This is a genomic window from Microbacterium sp. 20-116 (assembly GCF_041079415.1).
Lineage (GTDB): Bacteria > Actinomycetota > Actinomycetes > Actinomycetales > Microbacteriaceae > Microbacterium.
Window position 1 is genome coordinate 134,168 of the sequence record NZ_JBFYGP010000005.1, and the last position, 22,328, is coordinate 156,495.

Genomic DNA, 22,328 nt, shown 5'->3' on the forward strand with positions numbered 1-22,328 from the left:
ATGTCGGAGGTGACCGGCACGATGGAGGCATGAGCGACGGCTACGACCCGGACTTCCTCGGCATACCCCTCCCGCTTCCCGCGCCCGCCGCGGCGACCACGCGGCTCGAATATCCGAGATTCTCGGTGCTGCTCGACGAACGGCGCCGATTCGCGGCGGTCACCGGCGTCGTGATCGACGGCGCGACCCTGCGCGAGCAACCGCGGACGGGCGAGTGGCGTCTCGACCCGCGCGTGCCCGACGACGCGCAGGCAGGGCCCGAGGTCTACAGCCGCAACGACCTCGACCGCGGTCACCTGGTGCGCCGCCGCGACCCCGGCTGGGGCTCCGCGGCCGAGGCTCGGGATGCCACCGAGGCCACGTTCTTCTACACGAACGCCGCCCCGCAAGCGGCCGGGTTCAACCAGTCGAAAGAACTGTGGCTCGGGCTCGAAGACCATGTCCTGGCCTACGCCGAGACCACCGATCAGCGGCTGGCGGTGTTCACGGCACCGGTGCTCGACGACGACGATCCGCCGTACCGCGGCATCCGGGTGCCACTGCGGTTCTGGAAGATCGCGGCGTGGCGGCAGGGCGAAACGCTGGCCGCGGCCGGATTCGTGCTCGATCAGACCTCGCTCGTCGACACGCGCCAGGGGCTGACGGTGCCGCCGCTCGGCGCGTTCCGCACGTTCCAGGCGCCGATCGCCGACATCGCGGCGGAGGCGGGCGTCGACGTCGGCGCCCTGGCCGCGGCCGACACGTTCGTCCGGCGCGGGCTGCGGCCGGTCGCGGCGCGGGAGTTGCGGAGCGTGCAGGAAATCGAGCTGTGAGGCAGGACCCGAGGTGGCATCCAGACAAAGGAGACGTGAGATAAAAGAGCACACACCCGCGGCCCGCGCCCTCGCGGACCTCATCGGGGCGACGAACACGCACGACTTCGACAGGGTTTCCCCTCTTCTCGCCCCCGATGTCGTCTACCACTTCACGGATGAGACCGTCCGTGGCCGAGCAGCCGCACGGGAATACTTCGAGCGCACCTGGCACACGGTGCGTGACGAGGAATACGGGATCGAGGACGTCGAGTGGCTGGTCTCGAGTGACGCGACGGCCGTCGCCAGCTACTGCTTCGTCTGGCGCGGCATCATCGACGGTCTCCCCCGGTCGGGTTCCGGTCGTGCGACGAACGTCTTCGTCCGCGCCGCCGAAAACCGCTGGCTTCTCGCGCACGAGCATCTGAGCCCGGAACCCGGTGCCACCTGACCATCGCCTGGTCGGATGAAGCGGTCAGTCCACCCGCACCGCGTGCAGCAACGTGTCGATCGCCGCGGAGCCGTGTCCGCCCCGCAGCTCGGCATCCGCGGCCGTCCGGGTGATCCGCTCGCAGCGCTCGATTCGGAACCGGTCGTCGAGCGCACCGCGCAGCAGCTCCGGGGTGTACAGGATCGCAGGGTCAGACGGACCGTGACCACCCGCCGCGATGTTCTCGACGTCGTGGCCGATCACGACGAGCGTTCCCCCGGGCGCGACCCATTCCGCGACCCGCGCGACCGCGGCCGCGCTGTCGGGCAGGTGCAGATAGCACGAGACGACGAGGCCGACCGGTGCCGGCGGCTCCCACTCGTGCACGTCGGCGTGGGTCCAGGTGACGGCGTCACCGCCGGGTCGCGCCGCGGCGAGCGCGAGCCCCGCCGCCGAGAAGTCGATCCCGGTACAGCTCCAGCCGCGGGCGGCGAGCCAGACGGCGGTACGTCCATCGCCGGTCGCGACGTCGATCACCGTTCCGGGACGAAGCGCGGAGACGATCTCGCGCACCACGGCGGGAGGCTCTGCGGCCCACACACCCCCGGCGGAAGCGCGGTATCGCTCGTCCCACTGCGTGGCATCCATTCGAGCTCCCTCTCCTCGACCCACCCTAGGCCGCGCGCGTCGCCCACCCGCGCCGGCCCAGCGCTCGGCACAACCTCAGCGATTCGCACACCCTCAGCCCCGAGACCGCGATCGCAGCGGAGGATACGCAGATCACTGAGCGAGTGACTCCGACGCGGCGCCCACGCCGCACGCACGACGGAGGATACGCAGATCACCGAGACAGCGCCCCCGACGCGGCGCCCACGCCGCACGCACGACGGAGGATACGCAGATCACCGAGACAGCGCCTCCCACGCGGCGCCCACGCCGCACGCACGACGAAGCCCCGCCACTCACGGGAGCGACGGGGCCTCGCCACGGGGTCACTCCCCCGACAGACCACCCAGTAGGTGACCGAACGACCGGCCCTCGCCGAGATACGACGAGGGGTCGAACGGATCGGCGTCGCGCACCGGCTCGCGGGCGGCGATGGCGTCCGCGAACTCCCGCGCACCGCGGTCGACGCGGGAACCGAGCGGGGCCACCTCGTCGGCGTTCGCCCCCCAGTCACTCGAGGCGGCGAACACGCCGGTCGGCACGGGGTTGGCGTGCAGGTAGGTGAACAACGGGCGGATCGCGTAGTCGATCGCGAGCGAGTGCCGAGCGGTGCCGGCGTTCGCGCCGATCAGCACGGGCGTTCCGCTGAGAGCCTGGGGGTCGAGCACGTCGATGAACGACTTGAACAGCCCCGAGTAGCTCGTCGAGAAGATCGGCGTGACGGCGATGATGCCGTCGGCCGAGACGACCGTGTTGATCATCTGCTCGAGCGCCGGTGGCGCGAAGCCGGTGAGCAGGTTGTCGGTCAGGTCGTGGGCGTAGTCGCGCAGCTCGAATACGTCGCTCGTGGCGTCGATACCGCGCTCGCGGAGCTCGGTGAGGGCTGCGTGAGAGAGACGGTCGCCGAGCATGCGCGTCGACGAGGGCGTCGAGAGCCCCGCGGTGATGACCGCGATGCGGCGGGCGGCCATATCAGGCACCGACCTTCGTCGCGGCGGCACCGAACGCGCTGCCCGCGCGGGCGGCATCCTGGTACGGGCTGCCCGCGGTCAGGTTGTCTCCGCGGTTCGCGGCGGGAACGGCCTGGCGCGGGGCCGCACCGGCGTAGATCTTCTCGACCTGGTTGGCGTGCGTCGGCGCGTCGGGCACCTCGGCCGGGCGGTTCACCTGCAGTTCCTTGCGCAGCACCGGCACGACCTCGGAACCGAGGATGTCGAGCTGCTCGAGCACGGTCTTGGTGGGAAGACCCGCGTGGTCGATCAGGAAGAGCTGACGCTGGTAGTCGCCGAACGTCTCGCGCATCGCGGCGTAGCGATCGATGATCTGCTGAGGCGAGCCGACGGTCAGCGGGGTCATCTCGCTGAAGTCCTCGAGGCTCGGGCCGTGGCCGTAGACCGGCGCGTTGTCGAAGTAGGGACGGAACTCGCGCACCGCGTCCTGCGAGTTGGCGCGCATGAACACCTGGCCGCCGAGGCCGACGATCGCCTGCTGGGGCGTGCCGTGACCGTAGTGGGCGAAGCGTTCGCGGTAGAGCGTGATGAGGCGCTGGTAGTGCTCCTTGGGCCAGAAGATGTTGTTCGCGAAGAAGCCGTTGCCGTAGTACGCCGCCTGCTCGGCGATCTCGGGAGTACGGATCGAGCCGTGCCACACGAACGGGGGCACGCCGTCGAGCGGACGCGGGGTCGAGGTGAAGCCCTGCAGCGGGGTGCGGAACTTGCCCTCCCAGTCGACGACGTCCTCACGCCACAGCTTGTGCAGCAGGTCGTAGTTCTCGATGGTGAGGGGCAGCCCCTGACGGATGTCCTTGCCGAACCACGGGTAGACCGGGCCGGTGTTCCCGCGACCGAGCATGAGGTCGGCGCGACCGCCCGACACGTGCTGCAGCATCGCGAAGTCTTCGGCGATCTTCACCGGGTCGTTGGTGGTGATGAGCGTCGTCGAGGTCGTGAGGATGAGGCGCTCGGTCTGAGCCGCGATGTAGGCGAGCGTCGTCGTGGGCGACGACGACCAGAACGGCGGATTGTGGTGCTCGCCGAGGGCGAAGACGTCGAGGCCGACCTCTTCGGTGTGCTTGGCGATCGTGAGGGTGTCCTTGATGCGCTGAGCTTCGCTCGGCGTCTTGCCGGTCGTCGGGTCCTGGGTGATGTCGCTCACCGTCATGACACCGAACTGCATTCCGGGCCAGCTGCTCGTCTCACTCATGATGCGCCTCCTATTTGTATGCATCTGAATATACATTGTGAAACGTCTCGCGCCGATCTTTATTCCGCGTGCGGAAACGTCGAGCGGACCCTCGCAACCCGGCGGAGCACTCGGCGTCAGGAGCCGAGCAGCCCCGCCCCCACCGACGCTCCCGCGGCCGGAGCGGGAGGCACCGCCCACAGCCCCGAACCGACGTGGCGAACGTACTCGTTCATGGCATCCGTCGACAGAGCCTTCTGCACGGTGATGTAGCGCTGCGGGCTCTTCTGGAACGACAGGAAGAACAGCCCCGCATTCAGCCGCCCGAGGTCGGTCGTGCCGTCGACGAAGTTGTAGCCGCGACGCAGGAGGCGGATGCCGCCGTTCATGTCCGGGTGCGCCAGCCGCACGTGACTGCGCGGGTCGATGGCCGGGATTCCCGTCGAACCCATCGCCGCGAAGTCCGGCTCCGTGAACTCGTCTCCGCCCGACAGCGGCGCGCCCTTCGCTTTGTCGCGCCCGATCACGCGATCCTGCTCGGCCAGGCGCGTGCGGTCCCACGTCTCGATGAGCATCGAGATGCGACGCGCGACGAGGTACGACCCGCCCGCGAGCCACGCCGGACCCTCGGATGCCGATACCCACACGTTCTCGTCGAGGGCGGCCGCGTCGTCGGCGAGGATGTTGGCCGTTCCGTCCTTGAAGCCGAAGAGGTTTCGGGGAGTCGACTGCTCCGACGTGGTCTTCGACGTGCGACCGAATCCGAGCTGCGACCAGCGGATCGTGGCGCGCCCGAAGGCGATGCGGCTGAGGTTGCGGATCGCGTGGACGGCCACCTGGGGGTCGTCGGCGCAGGCCTGGATGCAGAGGTCGCCGTCGGATCGCAGCGGGTCGAGGTCGTCGCCGAGGAAGGCCGGGAGTCGCTCGAGCCCGTCGGGTCGCTGACCTTGCAGGCCGAAGCGCGCATCGAACAGCGAGGGGCCGAAGCCGAAGGTGATCGTGAGGTTGCTCGCGGGAAGCCCGAGAGCCTCCCCCGTGTCGTCCGGCGGCGCCTCGGGAGATCCACCGACGGCTCCCGTGGCGGTGACCTCGAGCCCCTGCATCATGCGAGTGGCGGCGTAGGTCCAGTCCGAGAGCAGCTCGGCGAGGTCGTCGCGGGTCGTGCGCGCCATCATGTCGTACGCCGCGAAGTGCAGGTGCTCCTGCACGGGCGTGGTGATCCCCGGCTGGTGGATGCCGGTCGGCGCCGCCGCGGCATCCATCACCGCCCGCTGCTGCTCACGGCCGTACGCCGCCCCACCCACGAGTCCTGCGCCCGCGCCCACCACGAGCCCCGTGGCGCCGGCACCGAGGGCGAGGCCCATCAATCCGCGGCGCGACAGGCCCGTGGCATCCGGCGCCTGCTGTTCTTCCTCGGTCACGCTCACTCCAGGATCGTCACCGTGAGCTGCGACAGCGGCTCGGCGAGGGCGTTGATGAGGTCGGTGAGCTGACGCTTGTCGGCCTCGGTGATCTGGCTGTAGGGGACGAAGCCGGCGTCGAGCGAGCCGTACTTGGCCAGCGCCGCCTCGAGGTCGGCGTAGCCGCCGTCGATGCGCGAGACCAGCGCGGTGCCCTTGTCGCCCTTCGAGTCGGCGAAATCGCGCACGAGCGAGAACGCCATCTTCGAACCCTCGACGTTCGCCGCGAAGTCGTTGAGATCGGTACCCGACCACCAGTCCTCTTCGCCGCTGATCTTGCCGGTGGCGACCTCGTCGAGCAGCGAGATCGCGCCGTTCGAGATGCCCGCCACCCCCTGCGTGGTCAGCGCCTGGGTGAACGCGTCGGAGTGGACGTAGTCGTACAGCTCCTGCGTGTCGGCGATGAGCTTGTCCGCGTGGGTCGCCCGCTCGGCCGGGGTCGAGGGAGCCCAGTTCTTCCACGCCGGGGTCTCGCCATCCGCGTTGAGCGCGTCCTTCGCGGGCACCCACAGGTCTTTCTCGATGCGGTGGAACCCGGTCCAGTCGAGCCCCTCGGCCACGGCGTCGACCTCGCGGTAGTCGATGCGCGGGTCGAGGTCGCCCAGCGCCTCGGCGATCGGCTCGATGCGCTCGTAGAACGCCCGCACGCGTGGGAACTGCTCGCGCGCGGAAGCGTCGTCGCCCGACTCGTACGCGGCCGTGAAAGCCTTGACCGCGGGGATCAGCTGGCCGACCTGGTCCTTCACGAACGCCGCGTAGAGGTCGACGGCCTGCTGCTTCTGCTCGGCATCCGGTCCGGTGACCGCCACCGCGTCGCCCGTGACGGAGAAGCTCGCCCGCCCCACTCCGTCGCCGACCATCCCCGGCTTGCAGAGGGTGAAGTAGTCACCGGGCTGCGCGACGACCGTGAGGTTGCGCGAGGCGCCGGGGGCGATGTTCTCGACCTCGCCGACGATACGCAGACCATCGGATGCCAACAGGTAGAACTCCGTGACCTGATCGCTCTTGTTGCTGACGTCGAAAGCGACGGTGCCGCTGGGCGCGCTGGCCGACGACACGGCGCAACCATCGTCGGTCGAGGTGACCGACAGGGCACCGGAGGCCGAGGCGTCGGACTTGGCGACGCAACCGGAAAGGACGAGGGCGGCCGCGCCGGCCACGGCCGTGGCCGCGAGGAGGCGAGTCGAGTTCATGATGCTCCGTTCGGAAGGAGGGGTGGATGCCGCGGCGTCGGGCACGCGAGCGGCGTCGGGGGCTACGGGGCGGCGGTCGCCGCGTCGGGGGTCGGGGCGGGGGCGGGCGCGGCCTCGACGGCTCCACGCGATCGGCGGTTGGCGCGGACGCCCCGCACGAAGAGGGGCACGACGACCGCTACGTAGGCGATCCACGCGAGGACCTGCAGCCAGGTCATCTGGGGCATGAAGCCGACCGTGGCCTGCAGCAGCGCGGCCAGAGGGCCGCCGGGGGCTATCGCCCCGGAGACGTCGAACGCCCAGCCGAAGGGGAAGCCCGCCCAGCCGGTCGCGACCGAACCCGTCGCCGCATCGACCGGGGCGCCGGCACCGAAGGGACCGGGGAGCGCCCCGGCCTCCTGCAGGTCGTGGAAGGCGTAGGCGAGCACACCCGCTGCCACCACGACGAGGAATCCGCCCGTCCACGTGAAGAAACGCGAGAGGTCGAGGCGCAGCATGCCGCGGGCGATGAGCCAGCCGAGCACGACGGCCGCGGCGAGACCGAGGAGAGCCCCGACGAGCGCCGTCGGGGCGTCGCCGAACGACTGGACCATGGACCACAGCAACAGCGTCGTCTCGACGCCCTCGCGCGCAACGGAGACGAACCCGATCGCGACGAGCGCCCAGACGCCGCCTCGCAGAGCCCTGTCGACACCCCCCTCGAGGCCGGCCTTGAGCGTGCGGCCGGCGCGCTGCATCCAGAAGATCATCCACGTCACCATGGCCACCGCCAGCAGCGAGAGGCCGCCGCCGAGCAGCTCCTGCGCCTCGAACGTGAGCATGTATGCACCGAAAGTGAACACCGCACCGATGGCGAGGGCGAGAGCGACGGCGAGACCGACACCCGCCCACAGGCGCGGCAGGGCGTCGCGCCGGTCGAGGCGCGTGAGGTAGGCGACGAGGATGCCGACGACGAGAGCGGCTTCGAGGCCTTCGCGAAGGCCGATGAGGAAGGTGGCGAGCACGGGCGGGTGTTCCGACTTTCGATTCTCGGGTGGGAGCCGCGGCGCTGCGGGTAGGTAAGGGAAGCCTCACCTGACCAGTACACATTACGCAATCCCCTGCCCCTCCGCACCCCGCCGGTCGGCGGGGATCGGCCCATTTCACCCGGCTCATCGGTGTCGTCGGTAACCGTCGGCAACATTTCGGCGCGCACCTCGGAGACGACCTAGCCTCGACGCATGTCCGACCTGAACCTCCCCGTGCTCGACCTGTCGCTCCTCGACCAGGGCCCGGATGCCGCCTCCCGCTTCCGCGAAGAGCTGCGCGCCGCGACCCACGACGTCGGCTTCTTCTACCTCACCGGCACCGGCGTGAGCCCCGAGCTGGAGGCGCGCCTACTCCAGGCGGCCACGGACTTCTTCGCGCTTCCCGAGGCCGAGAAGCTCTCGATCGAGAACGTCACGAGCCCGCACTTCCGCGGCTACACCCGCGTCGGCGGCGAGCGCACCCAGGGTCGCGTCGACTGGCGCGAACAGATCGACATCGGCCCCGAGCGCGACGCGATCGATGACCCCGACGGTCCGGGATACAACCGGCTCATCGGCCCGAACCTGTGGCCGTCGGCGCAGCCCGAGCTGAAAGACGTCGTCACCGAGTGGCACGACCACCTCACCGGCGTCGCCCGCAAGCTGCTGCGCGCGTGGGCGCTCGCCCTCGGCGCAGAGGAGCAGTACTTCGACCGCCACTTCGGCGACCCGCAGACCCTCATCAAGATCGTCCGCTACCCCGGCAAGGACGACCCGACGCCCCAGCAGGGTGTCGGTGCCCACAAGGACTCCGGCGTCCTCACCCTGCTCTGGGTCGAGCCCGGCAAGGGTGGACTGCAGGTCGAGCGCGAGGGAGAGTGGGTCGATGCTCCCCCGGTCTCGGGAGCTTTCGTCGTCAACATCGGAGAGCTGCTCGAGTACGCCACGCAGGGGTACCTGCGCGCGACGAACCACCGCGTGATCTCGCCGCGGTTCCCCGACGAGCGCATCTCGGTGCCGTTCTTCTTCAACCCCGCCCTGGATGCACGTCTGCCGATCATCGAGTTGCCGGCCGATCTCGCCGCCGAGGCCCGCGGCGTCGAGGACGACCCCACGAACCCCATCCACGCCACCTACGGCGAGAATGCCCTCAAGTCACGGCTGCGCGCCCACCCCGATGTGGCGGAGCGCTGGCACTCCGACCTGCTCGCCGCGCGCACGGCATCCTGACGCGTCCACCGCGCGACCGCCGCCCGCGACCGTTCGCATGGCCGCGGGCCGCAGGGCCGCGCGGCCGCCGGACCTCAGGGCCACGGGACCACAGGGCCACAGGGCCGCCGGGCCACAGCTCCGCGCATAAACACCGTCGGCGCCCATAAACGCGTGCACACCGCGTTTATGGGCGCCGATCGCGTTTATGCGTGCGACCCGGTGCATGTGGCCGCACGACGCCGACGCATCGTGACGGGACGACGAGCACACGCCGCGAGGGCACGGCATCCGGGAATGACGAAGGCCGCCCCACACCGTGGGGCGGCCTTCCAAGAATGTTTTGCGCGATAGAACGCTGGTGCGATTAGCGACGCAGACCGAGACGCTCGATGAGCGAGCGGTAACGGTTGATGTCGACGTCCTGCAGGTAACCCAGCAGGCGGCGGCGCTGACCGACGAGCAGGAAGAGCCCACGGCGCGAGTGGTGGTCGTGCTTGTGGGTCTTGAGGTGCTCGGTGAGGTCCTTGATGCGCTGCGTCATCATCGCGACCTGCACCTCGGGGGATCCGGTGTCACCGGGGTGCGTCGCGTACTCTTCGATGATCGCCTTCTTGACGTCTGCTTCGAGTGCCATAGATGGGATCCCCTTCCTTCTCATTGCGCGGCGCCCGTCACACGATGTGCGAGCTCTCTTTATCCGCGGCCGATCGAACGGCAACCGCATGAGTCTACCAGCATCGGGATGCCGACACCGCACCGGTCCGCGGCGTCCGGTGTCGGAGGGCTGGCGTAGCCTCGATCCGTGAGTCAGACCGATCCCGCCGCTCCCCCGCGCCGAGGCGCGCGCGGCGCGTTCATCGATCTGCAGCCCCTCACGACCTCTCCGGCATTCGCACGGCTGTGGGTCGGCTCGACGCTCGCCGGACTCGGCGGCCAGCTGACGGTCGTCGCCGTCATGCTCCACGTGTTCGAACTCACCCAGAGCACTCTCGCGGTGTCGATGATCGCGGTCGCGGGACTGCTCCCCATGATCGCGGCGGGGCTCTACGGCGGCATGCTCGCCGACGCCTTCGACCGGCGTACCGTCGCGCTGCTCGCCGCGGTGGTCACGTTCGCGTCGACGGCGTTGCTCGCCGTGCTCGCGTGGACGGGGCTCGAGACCGTGGCCTGGCTCTTCGCCCTCAGCGTGCTCAACTCCGCGGCGAACTCGATCGTCATGGCCACGAAGTCGGCGATCACCCCGCGCCTCATCCCCCGCGATCTGCTGCCCGCCGCTGCGGCTCTGCAGGGGGTCACCGTGGGAGTCATGGTCATGGCGGGTCCGGCTCTGGCGGGTGTCCTCGTGGCGGTCGCGGGCTACGCCTGGACGTATTCGCTCGACGTGCTGCTGATGACCTCTTTGTTCCTCGGCCTGTGGTCTTTGCCCAAGCTCCGCCCCGAGGGCGAGATCGTGCGCCCGGGGCTGCAGTCGTTCCGCGACGGCGTGCGTTTCCTGCGCCGCGCACCCAACATCCGCCTGCAGTACATCCTCGACATCATCGCGATGACCTTCGGCCAACCGGTCGCCCTGTTCCCCGCGATCGGCGCGGTGCTGCTCGGTGGTGGCGCGATCACCACCGGAATCCTCACCGCGGCGGTCGCCGCGGGCGCCTTCTTCTCGAGCCTGTTCTCGGGCCCGGTCGGCCGGGTGCGCCGGCAGGGGCTCGGCATCGAGCGTGCGATCCAGGTCTACGGTCTGTCCATCGGCCTCTTCGGGCTGGTGCTGCTCGCCGCCACCCTCGGGTGGCTGCGTCCCGCTCTCGTCGACGAGACCCACGCCGCGGTCGCCCTCATCGCCCTTGCCGCGGTCGTGCTGGCGGTGTCGGGAGCCGCCGACAATGTCAGCGCGATCTACCGGTCGACCATGATGCAGGCGGCGGTTCCGGATGCCATGCGCGGTCGCCTGCAGGGCATCTTCATCGTCGTGGTGGCCGGTGGCCCCCGCGTCGGCGCCCTGTACGCCGGCACTCTGGCGACCCTCGCCGCCCTGTGGGTTCCACCCCTGTTCGGCGGGATCCTGATCCTCGCCCTCGTCGGAACGCTGGTGCGCTTCTCGCCGCGCTTCCGCCACTACGACGCCCTCGACCCCCAGCCCTGACCGGGCGCGAGGCGCAGCAACTGCCGACCGTCGGCGGATTACGGACGTCGCATCGGCGGAGCCCACTCGATGTCGCACCTCGGCCCTAGGGTCGGGATCGTGGCATCCACTTCCGCTCCCTCGCCCGTCTCGATCGCGGTGCAGTTCGTGCTCACCGGCGTCGTGTGGGGGTCGAGCTTCCTCTTCATCGCCGTGGCCCTGACCGGCATGACCCCGGCGCAGGTCGCCGGCGGGCGCCTGCTGTTCGGCGCCCTCGCCCTCGCGGCGATCGTGGCGATCCGCCGCGAGCGCCTTCCCCGCAGTCGACGCGTCTGGGGGCACCTGAGCGTGCTGTCGCTGAGCTTCTGCGTCGTTCCGTTCCTGCTGTTCGCGTGGGCCGAGCAGCACGTGTCGTCCGGCCTGGCGAGCATCTTCAACGCGACGACGCCGATCATGACCGCGATCATGGCGTGGGCGGTGTTCCGCGTCGAGAGCCTCAAGGTCGGCCAGCTGGTCGGCATCGCCGTGGGTATCGCGGGCGTGGTGGTGATCATCGCGCCGGGCGCCGCGGCCGATGTGGGCGACAGCACGATCGCGCAGATCGCTCTCCTGGGCGCGACGGCCTGCTACGGCTTCAGCCTCGCGTACATGCGCCGCTTCCTCGGCGACACCGGCCTCTCGGGCATCGCGTTCGCGTTTGGCTACATCGGCCCGGCGGCGGCGTTCATGGTGCTGCTCTCACCGTTCATCCTCGCCGAGCCGATGCAGCTGACCCTGCCGGTCGTCGGGAGCATCGTCGCCCTCGGGGTCCTCGGCACGGGCATCGCCTACGTCTGGAACCAGAACACGCTCCGCGCCTGGGGGCCCACCCGCGCCTCGACCGTGACGTACATCACGCCGGTGGTGGGGGTGGCTCTCGGCATCCTGGTGCTCGGTGAGCGCATCTCGTGGAACGAGCCCGTGGGCGCGGCGGTCGTGTTCGTGGGCATCCTCCTCGTCCAGCAGCGGATCCGCCTCTCGGGTCGAACCCGCTCCTGACGCTCCGCGAGAATCACCCCGCGGGAACGACGAAGGCCCCGGATGCCGAGCACCCGGGGCCTTCGCGATGTTTCATGTCCGCAGCGCGAGCTGCGGCGAGATCACGCCTGGAGCGCGAGCTGCAGGTCGAGCTCGATGGTGACGTCCTTGCCGACGAGCACGCCGCCGGTCTCGAGGGCGGCGTTCCAGGTGAGACCGAAGTCTTCGCGGTTGACGACCGTCTTCGCGGTGGCGCCGGCCTTGTAGTTGCCCCACGGGTCGGTGCCGAAGCCGCCGAAGTCGAGCGCGAAGGTGGCGGGCTTGCTGATGCCGCGGATGGTCAGGTTGCCGTCGACGAGGAAGTCGCCGTCCTCGACGCGAACGCCGGTGGAGCGGAAGTCCATCGTCGGGTAGGTCTCGACGTCGAAGAACTCGGCGGAGCGGAGGTGCTGGTCGCGGCCCTCGTCCTTAGTGTCGACCGAGGTGACGTCGACGGAGGCCTCGACGGTGGCCTCGAGGGGGTTCTCGGGAGCGACGATCGTGGCGCTCTTCATGCCGAAGGTGCCGCGGACCTTCGAGATCATCATGTGGCGCACCGAGAAGGTGACCTCGCTGTGCGACGGGTCGAGGACCCAGGTGCCCGCTTTGTAGCCGGGGATGTCGAGGGCGGTGGTGTCAGTCATGTCACTCCTAAAGGTCTGGGGAGCCGCATCGGCGTCCTGCCGGGGGTCAACTCCCATTCATACGAATGTATTCCACGATCGAGCGAAATAACGAACCCGAGGAGGCCGACGCCCCCTCGGGTTCGTGAACGTTCCGTGAAGAACGCCCGATCAGCCGACCTTCAGCAGGTCGATGATGAAGATGAGGGTCTTGCCGCCCAGGAAGTGCCCACCGGCGGGTCCGTAGGCCAGGTGCGGCGGGATCACGAGCTCGCGGCGTCCGCCGACCTTCATGCCCGGGATACCGTCCTGCCAACCCTGGATCAGGCCGCGGAGCGGGAACTGGATGCTCTCGCCGCGACCCCAGGAGGAGTCGAACTCTTCACCCGACTCGTACTCGACACCGGCGTAGTGCACGGTGACCGTGTCGCCGGGCTTGGCCTCGTCGCCGTCGCCGACGATGATGTCGCGGATGACGAGGTCGGAGGGGGCGGGGCCGCTGGGAGCGTCGAACTCCGGCTTGGTGCGATCAGTCATGCCTCCATCCAAGCACGGCGAGCGCGCCCGCGAAGCCCCTGGACACGGAGCCGAGAAAAGACTCAGCGCCCGGTGCCGCGGCGATGCCTGCGTGTCTACCGGGCGCTGAGTTGGCCTACATCGATGGTGCCCCTGCCCTTCGACGGTGTCAAGACCCCGCCGCGGTGCCGGGTCAGGGGCGCAGGAGCGTCGCCCGCGCGGCCGTCGTCCGTTCGAGCAGATACCGCTCGGTGGCCGGAGCGTGCGGGTCGCGACCCGACAGGGTGCGCTGCCGCGCGGCGGCGAGAGCCGTGGCATCCGCGATGAAGCCCTTCATCACCGCCGAGCGGTCTCCGGGCAGCGTGCGCGACCAGGCCAGGGCCGAACGCCGCCCCGGGGCGGTGGCGAGCATGTCGACCTCTTGGGGGGTGAACCATCCCGCCGCGGCGTACTCGCCCAGCCGCGCACGGGTCAATCGCGACTCCTCGCGGCGGAGGGCCAGGATGCCGAGGATGAACAACACGAACAGCGGCACCTGAAGCGCGGCGTACAGCTCGAAGAAGTCGAAGAAGGTGGCGGAGCCGTTCCACAGGGCGTGCAGCACGATCGCACCGATGACTCCGGGGACCGCGTAACGCAGTGCCGCGCCGGTGCGCAGCCCCCGGCGCGCGGCCAGCCCGAAGGCGAACCCGGTGAGGCTCGTGAACATCACGTGAGCGAACGGCGAGAGCACGGCGCGCAGGAAGAACGTGCTCGCGACCTGCCCCGGGCCTCCCTCAAGGTAGCTGATGGCGAAGTACTGCACGTTCTCGGTGAGGGCGAAGCCGGCCCCGATGAGCGCACCGTAGACGATGCCGTCGACCGGGCCGTCGAACGCGCGGCGAGCGAGAGAGAAGACGAGGAGCACGCCCAGGCCCTTCGCGAGCTCTTCGACGATCGGCGCCTGGATGACGCTGCTGAATGCCGGCGGCTGCGAACCGACGACCAGCGTGACGACGAGGTCGACGCCGAGCGCGAGCGTGACCGAGGCGATGGCGCCCCAGGCGACGGCGAAGACCAGCAGGCGACGCGGCTCGGGCTCCCACCGATCGATGTAGCGCACGGCGAACCACACGATCACGAAGGGGATCGTGGCGAGCACGAGGCCGATGAACGACGCGGCGGTGCCGAGGAATCCGGTGAAGTAGCGGACCAACAGCGCGAGCAGCGGCACCAGGAGCACCGCCACGATCCACAGCGCCACGCCACCCCGGCGCGAGCGAGGCGGGGCTGCCGAGACGGCCGCCTGCGGAGCCGTCGAGATGCGGGGCGCATCGGCCGATCCGGGCTGCGACAGCGGCGAGGGATAGGTCATGCGCACAGCCTAGAGGCGGCCTCGGACACGGCATCCGGGGCTTGCGGACTCCCCCACCGGGCCCGGGCCGGTAGCGTGGAGGCATGCGTTTCGCCCACGTCCGTGCACAGGAGGGGGCGGAAGCCCCCCGTCTCGTCAGCGTCCAGGGCGAGGAGTTCTCGTTCGTGGACGAGTTCTTCGCCGGTGCCCCGAGCACCCTCGAGCAGCTGATCGCCGGCGGCGACGAGCTGCTGGGGCGCGTTCGCGACGCCGCGGCCGGCGCTCCGCGGCATCCGCTCTCCGGCATCCGATACGCCTCCGCGGTGCTCGCGCCGCCCTCGATCCTCGCGGTCGGGCTCAACTACGCGGCCCACTCGGGAGAGCTCGGACTCAAGACCGATGCCGGCCCCACCGTCTTCGTCCTCTGGCCGAACTCCCTCACCGCCCACGGCGAGACCACCTCGTGGCCGCGTTCGCTCAGCGAGGCCGTCGACTACGAGGCGGAGCTCGGCGTCATCATCGGCCGTCCGGGTCGTGACATCGCCGAGGAGGACGCCCTCGACCATGTCTGGGGGTACACGGTCGTCAACGACGTGACGGCGCGCAACATCCAGTTCTCCGAGGCGCAGTGGTCGCGCTGCAAGTCGTTCGACGGGTTCACCCCGACCGGCCCGTTCGTCGTGACCGCCGACGAGATCCCCGATCCGCAGGACCTCCACATCTGGACCGTCGTCGACGGGCACACGGTGCAGGATGCCAGCACCGGCCAGATGGTGCGCTCGGTGGCGACCCTCATCAACAAGCTGTCGGAGTCGGTGACCCTCCTGCCCGGCACCCTCATCTCCACCGGTAGTCCCGGGGGCGCCGGCTACTCTCGCGACCCGCAGATCTTCCTGCGCGACCGTTCGACCGTGACCGTCGGCATCGACGGCATCGGCGAGCTGACCACGCACTGCCGCATCCTCGGCTGACGTCGGGACGAACAGAAGGGCCGGGACGAACGCGTCCCGGCCCTTCGCTGTTCGCGGGGCTCAGCCCTCGACGACGCTGTCCGCCGCACGCACGATCGGAATCGCGGCCGTGACGGCCTGCAGGCCCGAGAGGCGCGCGGGCGAGATCTGCTTGAGCACCTCATCGCGCGTCATCAGCCCGGCCTCGACGACCAGGTCGGCGACGTTGCGGTGCGTGAGCAGCGCCGTCTTGGCCAGGGCCGCGGCGGCGGCGTAGCCGATGAACGGAGTGAGGGCGGTCACGACGCCGACGGAGGAGCCGACCATCGCGCCGAGCCGCTCGCGATTGGCCGTGATGCCGTCGACGCAGTTGACGCGAAGGGTCCACATGGCCTGACGCATCCAGGTGATCGACTGGTAGATGGAGTGGGCTATGACCGGCTCGAAGGCGTTGAGCTGCAGCTGACCGCTTTCGACGGCCATCGTCACCGTCATGTCGGCACCGACCACCGAGAAGGCGACCTGGTTCACGACCTCGGGGATGACCGGGTTGACCTTGCCGGGCATGATGCTCGAGCCCGCCTGGCGCGCGGGGAGGTTGATCTCGCCCAGGCCCGCCTGGGGACCGCTCGAGAGCAGGCGAAGATCGTTGCAGATCTTCGATAGCTTCACGGCGTTGCGCTTGAGCGACGACGAGAACGACATGAAGGCGCCCGTGTCGCTCGTGGACTCGACGAGGTCGGTCGCCGTCTCGAGGTCGAGGCCGGTGATCTCGCGCAGGTGCCGCAGCACCGCTCCCCCGTACCCCGCGTGGGCGGTGATGCCGGTGCCGATGGCGGTCGCGCCCATGTTGATCTCGTAGAGCAGGTAGGCGTTCTCGGTGAGGCGGCTGTAGTCCTCGCCGAGGGTCGTGGCGAAGCCGTGGAACTCCTGTCCGAGCGTCATCGGCACGGCATCCTGCAGCTGCGTACGCCCCACCTTCAGCACGTCATGGAACTCCTCGGACTTCGACAGGAACGACTGCCGCAGGAGCTTGAGCTCCTCGAGCAGGCTCTGAAGCGTGAGGGCGAGGCCGATCTTGATCGCCGTCGGATACACGTCATTGGTCGACTGACTGCGGTTCGTGTCGTCGATCGGCGAGAGGAAGGCGTAGTCGCCCTTCTCACGTCCCGCAAGCTCCAGGGCGATGTTGGTGATCACCTCGTTGGCGTTCATGTTGGTCGAGGTGCCGGCCCCGCCCTGGATGACGCCGACGGTGAACTCGTCGTGGAACTCACCGTCGATCACGCGCTGAGCGGCACGGTCGATGAGGTCGGCCTTGTCGTGATCGAGCACGCCGATCTCGCGGTTGGCGCGCGCCGACGCCTGTTTGACCATCGCGAGGGCGCGCACGAGGTCGGGATAGACCGAGATGGGACGCTTGGCGATCGGGAAGTTCTCGAGCGCTCGAGCCGTGTGGATCCCCCAATACGCGTCGGCGGGGATCTCGAGGGATCCGAGGGAGTCGGTCTCGGTACGGGTGCGCGTCATTGCGTCCAAAGCCATGTGGGAGTCCTCGTGGGTGTCATGGTGAAGAGGGGATGCCACGAGCCTAACGAGCACCGCTACCCGGGCCAGTGGACACGGCGGCCGGTCGACGGATCTGCGCGCTCCGTAGTGTCTATTGCCGCCGCGCGCGCCCGGCCGGGCCTCAGACCGGGCAGGCGGACGCGGGGCCGGGCTCTGCCGCTCAGGACCGTTTTCGCGAGAACGCCTCGAGACGCTCGTCGGGGCTGAGCGCCGCCATGCGCGCCGTCCACTCCGGGGTGAACAATCCCGACGCCTCGACGTCGACCACGGGGACGACGGCGTGGGTGATCGTTTCGTCCCAGACGTGCACGAGGTGGAACGATCGCCCGGCATCCATACCGTTGACCGCGTCCGCGGGGCGCGCGAGATCCATCGTGTAGCAGGAGGCCGATGCGACGCTCACGGGAACGCCGGCGAAGGTGCCCGAGGTCGAGTAGTGCAGGTGCCCCGCCAGGATCGCCCGCACGTCGCTCCCGGCGATGGCCGCGGCGAGGCCCGGCTGGTCCCGCAGCTCGAGGATGTCGAAGAAGGGGATGTGCGTGGGCAGCGGCGGGTGGTGGAGCGCCAGGATCGTGCCCAGCGGAGCCGGCTCGGCGAGTTCGGCGCGCAGCCAGTCGAGTTGCGCGGCGTCGAGATCGCCGTGGTGCCAGCCGGGGACGCTCGAGTCGAGCGCGATGAGCCGCAGGCCGTCGAGATCCCAGACCCCCGTCACGGGTTGCTGCGTCGGCTCGGCGTCGAGGAGCCCTTCACGAAGGGCGGGGCGCTCGTCGTGGTTCCCGGCGACCCACACCACCGGTGCGCCCAGGCGCGAGGCCCACGGCTCGACCGCGTCGCGCAGCGCACGATAGGCCTCGGGCTCGCCGAGGTCGGTGAGGTCGCCCGTGAACACCACCGCATCCGGCCGCACCCCGGTCGCCTCGGCGGCCTCGAGCGTCCGGCGAAGGTGCAGCGCGGTGTCGTATCGGTCGCCGAGCAGACGATCGCCACCCAGCAGGTGTGTGTCGCTGAGGTGAAGGATCACGCGCGCCGCGGGCGCGTGTTGACCGAACTGCACGGATGCCATGTCTTCAGCCTACGAGGGGGCTCCGACATCGCGTCCGAGGTCTCAGTGACGCAAGAGGATCAGCAGCAGAGCACCGAGCACGGCTGCCGCGCACACCGCGAAGCAGAGGTACGCGCCGATCAACGACACGCGCTTCTGCGCGTCGCTCAGCGGGTTCTTCTTGGCCGCTTTGGCCACCGCCTTCTCGGCGCGGCGCTTCTGCTTGTCGGTGAGCACCGTGATGGCATCCGTGAACTCCGCCGGGGACACCAGCGGCGGGCGGCCACCGCGCACGAGCAGGCGCAGGCCGACCGAGTAGAACGTCACGACGATCGAGGCGCCGACGATCGCGGCGACGAAGACGTGGAGGAAGGCTTCCCAGTTGATCAGCATCAGGCGTCTCTCCCGACCTTGTCGCGCTCGAGACGGCGCTGACGACGCGTGGGTCCGGGCTTGCGGGGCACGTTGACCGCGGCCCCCGAGTCGGCGACCTCGCTCATCGCGTTGGCCGAGGTGACCGAGTCGCGCCGCGAGCGAAGGAACAGCCCCATGATGATGACGACGGCGATGACGGCGTCGACGGCGACCCCCCAGCCGCCCAGCCACACGACGATCAAAGCCGCGGCAGCTCCCACCGCACCGGCGGCGGGCAGGGTGAGGACCCAGCCGATCATGATGCGGCCCACGGTGTTCCAGCGCACGGTCGAGCCGCGGCGTCCGAGGCCCGAGCCGATGACCGAGCCCGAGGCAACCTGCGTCGTCGACAGGGCGAAGCCGAGGGCGCTGGATGCCAAGATCGTGGCGGCCGTGGAGGTCTCGGCCGAGAACCCCTGGGCGGGCTTCACGTCGGTGAGGCCCTTGCCGAGCGTGCGGATGATGCGCCAGCCGCCCATGTAGGTTCCGAGGGCGATCGTCAGCGCGCACGCGAAGACGACCCAGAGCTGCGGGTCCGGGTTCGACGTCGACTGCCAGCCCACCGTGATGAGGGCGAGCGTGATGACACCCATCGTCTTCTGGGCGTCGTTCGTGCCGTGCGCCAGGGCGACCAGCGACGAGGTGAAGATCTGGCCCCAGCGGAAGCCGTCGCGACCATCGGCCTTCATGTCGTAACGGCGGGTGATGCCGTACGCGATCTTGGTCACGGCGAAGGCGATGATCCCGGCCGTGAGAGGCGCGATGAGCGCCGGCAGGATGACCTTGCTCAACACCACGCCGGTGTCGATCGCCGAGGCACCCACGCCCACGAGCGTCGCGCCGATCAGGCCGCCGAACAGAGCGTGCGACGAGCTCGAGGGAAGACCCAGAAGCCACGTGAGCATGTTCCACGTGATCGCGCCGATGAGGCCGGCGAAGATGATCGGCGGGAAGATGTCGGGACTCAGCTGGTCCTCGCGGATCATCCCGCCCGAGATGGTCTTGGCGACCTCGGTCGACAGGAACGCGCCCACCAGGTTGAGGCTGGCGGCCAGCAGGACGGCGACCTTCGGCTTCAGCGCACCGGTCGCGATGGGGGTGGCCATCGCGTTCGCGGTGTCGTGGAATCCGTTGGTGAAATCGAAGAACAGTGCCAGCGCGATGACCAGCACGATGATGAGGGCTGCGCTCTCCACCGTTCGCTTTCCGTGAGAAGGAAGAGGGGATGCCGACGGGATCGGCGCGACGAACGAAGAGTTCACCTGGAGTTCGACACCCGTTCACCGGGGTCGCCTCGACATCCTTTCACCGAGGACCGCGACGGTCAAACTTGCGCAGCGTCGAGGCGCCGGCATCCTGAGCATTTTCGCGGACCGATCACGCACGGGCGCACTAGCGTGGGACGGTGACCGATCTCGACCCGAAGCTGACCCCGCCCGTCGCCGACCGCCGCCCTGTCGCGCGAACCCACCACGGCGACACGTTCGACGATCCCTACGAGTGGTTGCGCGCCAAGGACGATGCCGAGGTTCTCGCGCACCTCGAGGCCGAGAACGCCTACACGGGCGAGCGCACCGCGCACCTCGCCCCCCTTCGCGACACGGTCTTCGGTGAGATCAAGGGCCGCACGCTCGAGACCGACCTGTCGGTGCCCGCGCGCCGGGGCGATTGGTGGTACTACGGTCGCACGGTCGCCGGGGCCCAGTACGGCATCCAATGCCGCGCCCCCCTCGACTCCCCCGACGACTGGACGCCGCCTACCCTCTCGCCCGACTCCCCCGTCCCCGGCGAGCAGGTGCTGTTCGACGGCAACGTCGAGGCCGAAGGCACCGAGTTCTTCTCGCTCGGCAGCTTCGAGGTCTCGAACGACGGCACGCGCATGCTCTACGGCATCGACGTCGCGGGCGACGAGCGCTACACCGTTCGCGTGCGCGACCTCACCACCGGCGAGACGCTCGCCGACGAGATCCCCGGCACCTTCTCGGGTGCGACGTTCTCGCCCGACGGGCGCTTCATCGTCTACACCACCGTCGACGACGCCTGGCGGCCCGACACCGTGTGGCTGCACGAGATCGGAACGCCCGTCAGCGACGACGCGAAGCTCTTCCACGAGCCCGACGATCGGTACTGGATCGGCGCCGACTTCACCCGCAGCGACCGCTTCCTCGTGATCGAGATGGGCTCGTCGATCACGAGCGAGGAGTGGATCCTCGATGCCGATGACCTCCGCGGCGAACCCCGCGTGGTGTGGCCGCGCCGCGAGGGCGTCGAGTACTCCTCCTCGCACGCCGTGGTCGACGGTGAGGACGTGCTGTACATCCTGCACAACGACGGCGCTCTCGATTTCGAGCTCGTGCGGGTCTCGGCATCCGATCCTCAGGGTCCGCGCGAGACGGTGATCGCGCACCGCACCGGCCACCGTCTGCTGGGCGTCGACACCTTCCGCGACTGGGGCGTGGTCGGCTACCGGCGCGACGGCCTCGCACGCCTGGGCATGCTGTCGTACGCCGACGGCGCCGTGACCGAGATCGGGTTCGACGAGCCGCTGTACAGTGTCGGCACCGGCGGAAACCCCGAATACGCACCCCCGGTGCTGCGCCTCGGCTACGGCTCGTTCGTCACCCCCGGCACCGTGTACGACTACGTCGTCGAGACCGGCGAACTGCTGCTGCGCAAGCGCCAGCCCGTGCTGGGCGGGTTCGACCCCGCAGACTACGGGCAGGCGCGCGTCTGGGCCCCCGCCGAGGACGGCACCCAGGTGCCCGTATCGCTCGTGTGGAAGCGCTCGTTCGGCGACCCCGGTTCGTCGCCCCGACCGGTGCACCTGTACGGCTACGGATCGTACGAACACTCGATCGAGCCCGGCTTCTCGGTGCCGCGCCTGTCGCTGCTCGACCGAGGCGTCGTCTTCGCGGTCGCCCACGTGCGCGGCGGCGGCGAGATGGGTCGCCAGTGGTACGAAGACGGCAAGATGCGAGCCAAGCGCAACACCTTCACCGACTTCGTCGCCGCGGCGCGTCACCTCGTGGATGCCGGGTACACCACCCCCGACCGGATCGTCGCCGAAGGCGGAAGCGCCGGGGGCCTGCTCATGGGCGCCGTGGCGAACCTCGCGCCCGAGATGTTCGCCGGTGTGCTGGCCGACGTGCCCTTCGTCGATGCGCTGACGACGATCCTCGACCCCTCGCTCCCCCTCACCGTCATCGAGTGGGACGAGTGGGGCGACCCGCTGCACGATGCGGACGTCTACGCCTACATGAAGTCGTACTCGCCGTACGAGAACGTGCGCGAGGGCGTCGAATACCCCCGCATCCTCGCGGTCACCTCGCTCAACGACACCCGCGTGATGTACGTCGAACCCGCGAAGTGGGTCGCGCGCCTGCGCGAGGTCGGTGCCGACGCGCTGCTGAAGTGCGAGATGGTCGCCGGCCACGGCGGCGTCAGCGGCCGCTACAACGCCTGGCGCGAGCGCGCCTTCGAGATCGCGTGGTTGCTCGACGTGCTGGGCCTGGCGGAGTAAGCCCGACCCGCGTCTCGAACGCCCCGTCGCCTCGCGCGGCGGGGCGTTCGGCGTCTGGATTCCGCGGCGTTGCGTCATGAGAACAGGGGAAGTCACGAGAACAGGGCGAATCGGCCGGTTTCGCCCTGTTCTCGTCGCATCTCCTGTTCTCGTGACGAACGCGCTGCTCCGACACTCGTCCCCAGGCCGCTCCTCCTCCGAACCATCCCCATTTCGCGGAAGCAGGGGACGACTGGCGTCTCCCGGCCG

General features: G+C 69.6%; 21 protein-coding genes. 7 read left to right on the plus strand and 14 right to left on the minus strand.

Annotated elements, in window-relative coordinates; translation table 11 throughout:
- Positions 1-29: 29 nt before the first annotated feature.
- Positions 30-812 (plus strand): DNA/RNA non-specific endonuclease, encoded by a 783-nt coding sequence (locus AB6V29_RS11530; protein ID WP_369358755.1) that lies wholly within the window; start codon positions 30-32, stop codon positions 810-812.
- A 13-nt stretch (positions 813-825) separates the two neighbouring features.
- Positions 826-1,242 (plus strand): nuclear transport factor 2 family protein, encoded by a 417-nt coding sequence (locus tag AB6V29_RS11535; RefSeq protein WP_369358758.1) that lies wholly within the window; start codon positions 826-828, stop codon positions 1,240-1,242.
- A 24-nt stretch (positions 1,243-1,266) separates the two neighbouring features.
- On the opposite strand, the gene AB6V29_RS11540 is transcribed toward AB6V29_RS11535, so the two are convergent.
- The 6 genes from AB6V29_RS11540 to efeU all read right to left on the minus strand — a co-directional run bounded on the left by AB6V29_RS11540 (position 1,267) and on the right by efeU (position 7,725).
- Positions 1,267-1,869 (minus strand): class I SAM-dependent methyltransferase, encoded by a 603-nt coding sequence (locus AB6V29_RS11540; protein ID WP_369358760.1) that lies wholly within the window; start codon positions 1,867-1,869, stop codon positions 1,267-1,269.
- A 344-nt stretch (positions 1,870-2,213) separates the two neighbouring features.
- Positions 2,214-2,858 (minus strand): CE1759 family FMN reductase, encoded by a 645-nt coding sequence (locus AB6V29_RS11545; RefSeq protein WP_369358872.1) that lies wholly within the window; start codon positions 2,856-2,858, stop codon positions 2,214-2,216.
- A 1-nt stretch (position 2,859) separates the two neighbouring features.
- Positions 2,860-4,089, minus strand: coding sequence for an LLM class flavin-dependent oxidoreductase (locus AB6V29_RS11550; RefSeq protein WP_210071904.1), 1,230 nt, complete (start codon positions 4,087-4,089; stop codon positions 2,860-2,862).
- A 116-nt stretch (positions 4,090-4,205) separates the two neighbouring features.
- Entirely contained in the window at positions 4,206-5,495 is a 1,290-nt protein-coding gene (gene efeB, locus AB6V29_RS11555; RefSeq protein WP_369358763.1) for an iron uptake transporter deferrochelatase/peroxidase subunit, read from the minus strand.
- Positions 5,492-6,721 carry an iron uptake system protein EfeO gene (gene efeO / locus AB6V29_RS11560; protein WP_369358764.1) on the minus strand — a complete coding sequence of 410 codons (1,230 nt, stop codon included), beginning with the start codon at positions 6,719-6,721 and terminating at the stop codon, positions 5,492-5,494. The genes efeB and efeO overlap by 4 nt, the downstream gene beginning before the upstream one ends.
- A gap of 62 nt (positions 6,722-6,783) precedes the next feature.
- Positions 6,784-7,725 carry an iron uptake transporter permease EfeU gene (gene efeU, locus AB6V29_RS11565; protein WP_369358766.1) on the minus strand — a complete coding sequence of 314 codons (942 nt, stop codon included), beginning with the start codon at positions 7,723-7,725 and terminating at the stop codon, positions 6,784-6,786.
- 216 nt (positions 7,726-7,941) lie between these two features.
- On the opposite strand from efeU, the gene AB6V29_RS11570 reads away from it, so the two are divergent.
- Positions 7,942-8,958 carry an isopenicillin N synthase family dioxygenase gene (locus AB6V29_RS11570; protein WP_369358769.1) on the plus strand — a complete coding sequence of 339 codons (1,017 nt, stop codon included), beginning with the start codon at positions 7,942-7,944 and terminating at the stop codon, positions 8,956-8,958.
- 346 nt (positions 8,959-9,304) lie between these two features.
- Here the strand turns inward: AB6V29_RS11570 and rpsO are convergent, their stop codons facing one another.
- Positions 9,305-9,574, minus strand: a complete 270-nt coding sequence (rpsO, locus tag AB6V29_RS11575) for a 30S ribosomal protein S15 (protein ID WP_056227311.1) — start codon at positions 9,572-9,574, stop codon at positions 9,305-9,307.
- 168 nt (positions 9,575-9,742) lie between these two features.
- Here rpsO and AB6V29_RS11580 point away from each other — a divergent pair, with 168 nt between their 5' ends.
- Together AB6V29_RS11580 and AB6V29_RS11585 are read left to right on the plus strand one after the other, a co-directional pair.
- A complete protein-coding gene (locus tag AB6V29_RS11580) occupies positions 9,743-11,077 on the plus strand; it encodes an MFS transporter (protein ID WP_369358772.1) in 1,335 nt (444 codons plus the stop codon).
- Positions 11,078-11,176: 99 nt separating this feature from the next.
- Complete coding sequence (locus AB6V29_RS11585) at positions 11,177-12,094, plus strand: DMT family transporter (RefSeq protein ID WP_307315947.1); 918 nt, start codon at positions 11,177-11,179, stop codon at positions 12,092-12,094.
- Between the two features lie 101 nt (positions 12,095-12,195).
- Here the strand turns inward: AB6V29_RS11585 and AB6V29_RS11590 are convergent, their stop codons facing one another.
- The 3 genes from AB6V29_RS11590 to AB6V29_RS11600 form a co-directional block, all read right to left on the minus strand.
- Positions 12,196-12,756 carry a YceI family protein gene (locus AB6V29_RS11590; protein WP_210071910.1) on the minus strand — a complete coding sequence of 187 codons (561 nt, stop codon included), beginning with the start codon at positions 12,754-12,756 and terminating at the stop codon, positions 12,196-12,198.
- 150 nt (positions 12,757-12,906) lie between these two features.
- Complete coding sequence (locus AB6V29_RS11595) at positions 12,907-13,272, minus strand: FKBP-type peptidyl-prolyl cis-trans isomerase (RefSeq protein WP_013583439.1); 366 nt, start codon at positions 13,270-13,272, stop codon at positions 12,907-12,909.
- Positions 13,273-13,444: 172 nt separating this feature from the next.
- Positions 13,445-14,605 (minus strand): PrsW family intramembrane metalloprotease, encoded by a 1,161-nt coding sequence (locus AB6V29_RS11600; protein ID WP_369358775.1) that lies wholly within the window; start codon positions 14,603-14,605, stop codon positions 13,445-13,447.
- A gap of 83 nt (positions 14,606-14,688) precedes the next feature.
- Here AB6V29_RS11600 and AB6V29_RS11605 point away from each other — a divergent pair, with 83 nt between their 5' ends.
- Positions 14,689-15,555 (plus strand): fumarylacetoacetate hydrolase family protein, encoded by an 867-nt coding sequence (locus tag AB6V29_RS11605; protein WP_369358778.1) that lies wholly within the window; start codon positions 14,689-14,691, stop codon positions 15,553-15,555.
- A gap of 60 nt (positions 15,556-15,615) precedes the next feature.
- Here the strand turns inward: AB6V29_RS11605 and AB6V29_RS11610 are convergent, their stop codons facing one another.
- The 4 genes from AB6V29_RS11610 to AB6V29_RS11625 form a co-directional block, all read right to left on the minus strand.
- Positions 15,616-17,079, minus strand: a complete 1,464-nt coding sequence (locus tag AB6V29_RS11610; RefSeq protein ID WP_210071913.1) for an aspartate ammonia-lyase — start codon at positions 17,077-17,079, stop codon at positions 15,616-15,618.
- A 184-nt stretch (positions 17,080-17,263) separates the two neighbouring features.
- Positions 17,264-18,166 (minus strand): phosphodiesterase, encoded by a 903-nt coding sequence (locus AB6V29_RS11615; protein WP_267786598.1) that lies wholly within the window; start codon positions 18,164-18,166, stop codon positions 17,264-17,266.
- 42 nt (positions 18,167-18,208) lie between these two features.
- Complete coding sequence (locus tag AB6V29_RS11620) at positions 18,209-18,538, minus strand: peptidase (RefSeq protein WP_267786597.1); 330 nt, start codon at positions 18,536-18,538, stop codon at positions 18,209-18,211.
- Positions 18,538-19,755: an inorganic phosphate transporter gene (locus AB6V29_RS11625; protein ID WP_267786596.1), complete on the minus strand. Its 1,218-nt coding sequence runs from the start codon at positions 19,753-19,755 to the stop codon at positions 18,538-18,540. The genes AB6V29_RS11620 and AB6V29_RS11625 overlap by 1 nt, the downstream gene beginning before the upstream one ends.
- 209 nt (positions 19,756-19,964) lie before the next feature.
- On the opposite strand from AB6V29_RS11625, the gene AB6V29_RS11630 reads away from it, so the two are divergent.
- Positions 19,965-22,079, plus strand: a complete 2,115-nt coding sequence (locus AB6V29_RS11630; protein ID WP_369358781.1) for a S9 family peptidase — start codon at positions 19,965-19,967, stop codon at positions 22,077-22,079.
- Positions 22,080-22,328: the final 249 nt, after the last annotated feature.

Excerpts from the sequence above, each read along its gene's own strand:
- AB6V29_RS11590 (WP_210071910.1), bottom strand. The coding sequence starts at position 12,756 with ATGACTGACACCACCGCCCTCGACATCCCCGGCTACAAAGCGGGCACC.
- AB6V29_RS11570 (WP_369358769.1), top strand. The coding sequence starts at position 7,942 with ATGTCCGACCTGAACCTCCCCGTGCTCGACCTGTCGCTCCTCGACCAG.
- AB6V29_RS11605 (WP_369358778.1), top strand. The coding sequence starts at position 14,689 with ATGCGTTTCGCCCACGTCCGTGCACAGGAGGGGGCGGAAGCCCCCCGT.
- AB6V29_RS11550 (WP_210071904.1), bottom strand. The coding sequence starts at position 4,089 with ATGAGTGAGACGAGCAGCTGGCCCGGAATGCAGTTCGGTGTCATGACG.
- AB6V29_RS11610 (WP_210071913.1), bottom strand. The coding sequence starts at position 17,079 with ATGGCTTTGGACGCAATGACGCGCACCCGTACCGAGACCGACTCCCTC.
- AB6V29_RS11545 (WP_369358872.1), bottom strand. The coding sequence starts at position 2,858 with ATGGCCGCCCGCCGCATCGCGGTCATCACCGCGGGGCTCTCGACGCCC.
- AB6V29_RS11540 (WP_369358760.1), bottom strand. The coding sequence starts at position 1,869 with ATGGATGCCACGCAGTGGGACGAGCGATACCGCGCTTCCGCCGGGGGT.
- AB6V29_RS11600 (WP_369358775.1), bottom strand. The coding sequence starts at position 14,605 with ATGACCTATCCCTCGCCGCTGTCGCAGCCCGGATCGGCCGATGCGCCC.
- efeO (WP_369358764.1), bottom strand. The coding sequence starts at position 6,721 with ATGAACTCGACTCGCCTCCTCGCGGCCACGGCCGTGGCCGGCGCGGCC.
- AB6V29_RS11595 (WP_013583439.1), bottom strand. The coding sequence starts at position 13,272 with ATGACTGATCGCACCAAGCCGGAGTTCGACGCTCCCAGCGGCCCCGCC.
- AB6V29_RS11615 (WP_267786598.1), bottom strand. The coding sequence starts at position 18,166 with ATGGCATCCGTGCAGTTCGGTCAACACGCGCCCGCGGCGCGCGTGATC.
- AB6V29_RS11530 (WP_369358755.1), top strand. The coding sequence starts at position 30 with ATGAGCGACGGCTACGACCCGGACTTCCTCGGCATACCCCTCCCGCTT.
- AB6V29_RS11620 (WP_267786597.1), bottom strand. The coding sequence starts at position 18,538 with ATGCTGATCAACTGGGAAGCCTTCCTCCACGTCTTCGTCGCCGCGATC.
- rpsO (WP_056227311.1), bottom strand. The coding sequence starts at position 9,574 with ATGGCACTCGAAGCAGACGTCAAGAAGGCGATCATCGAAGAGTACGCG.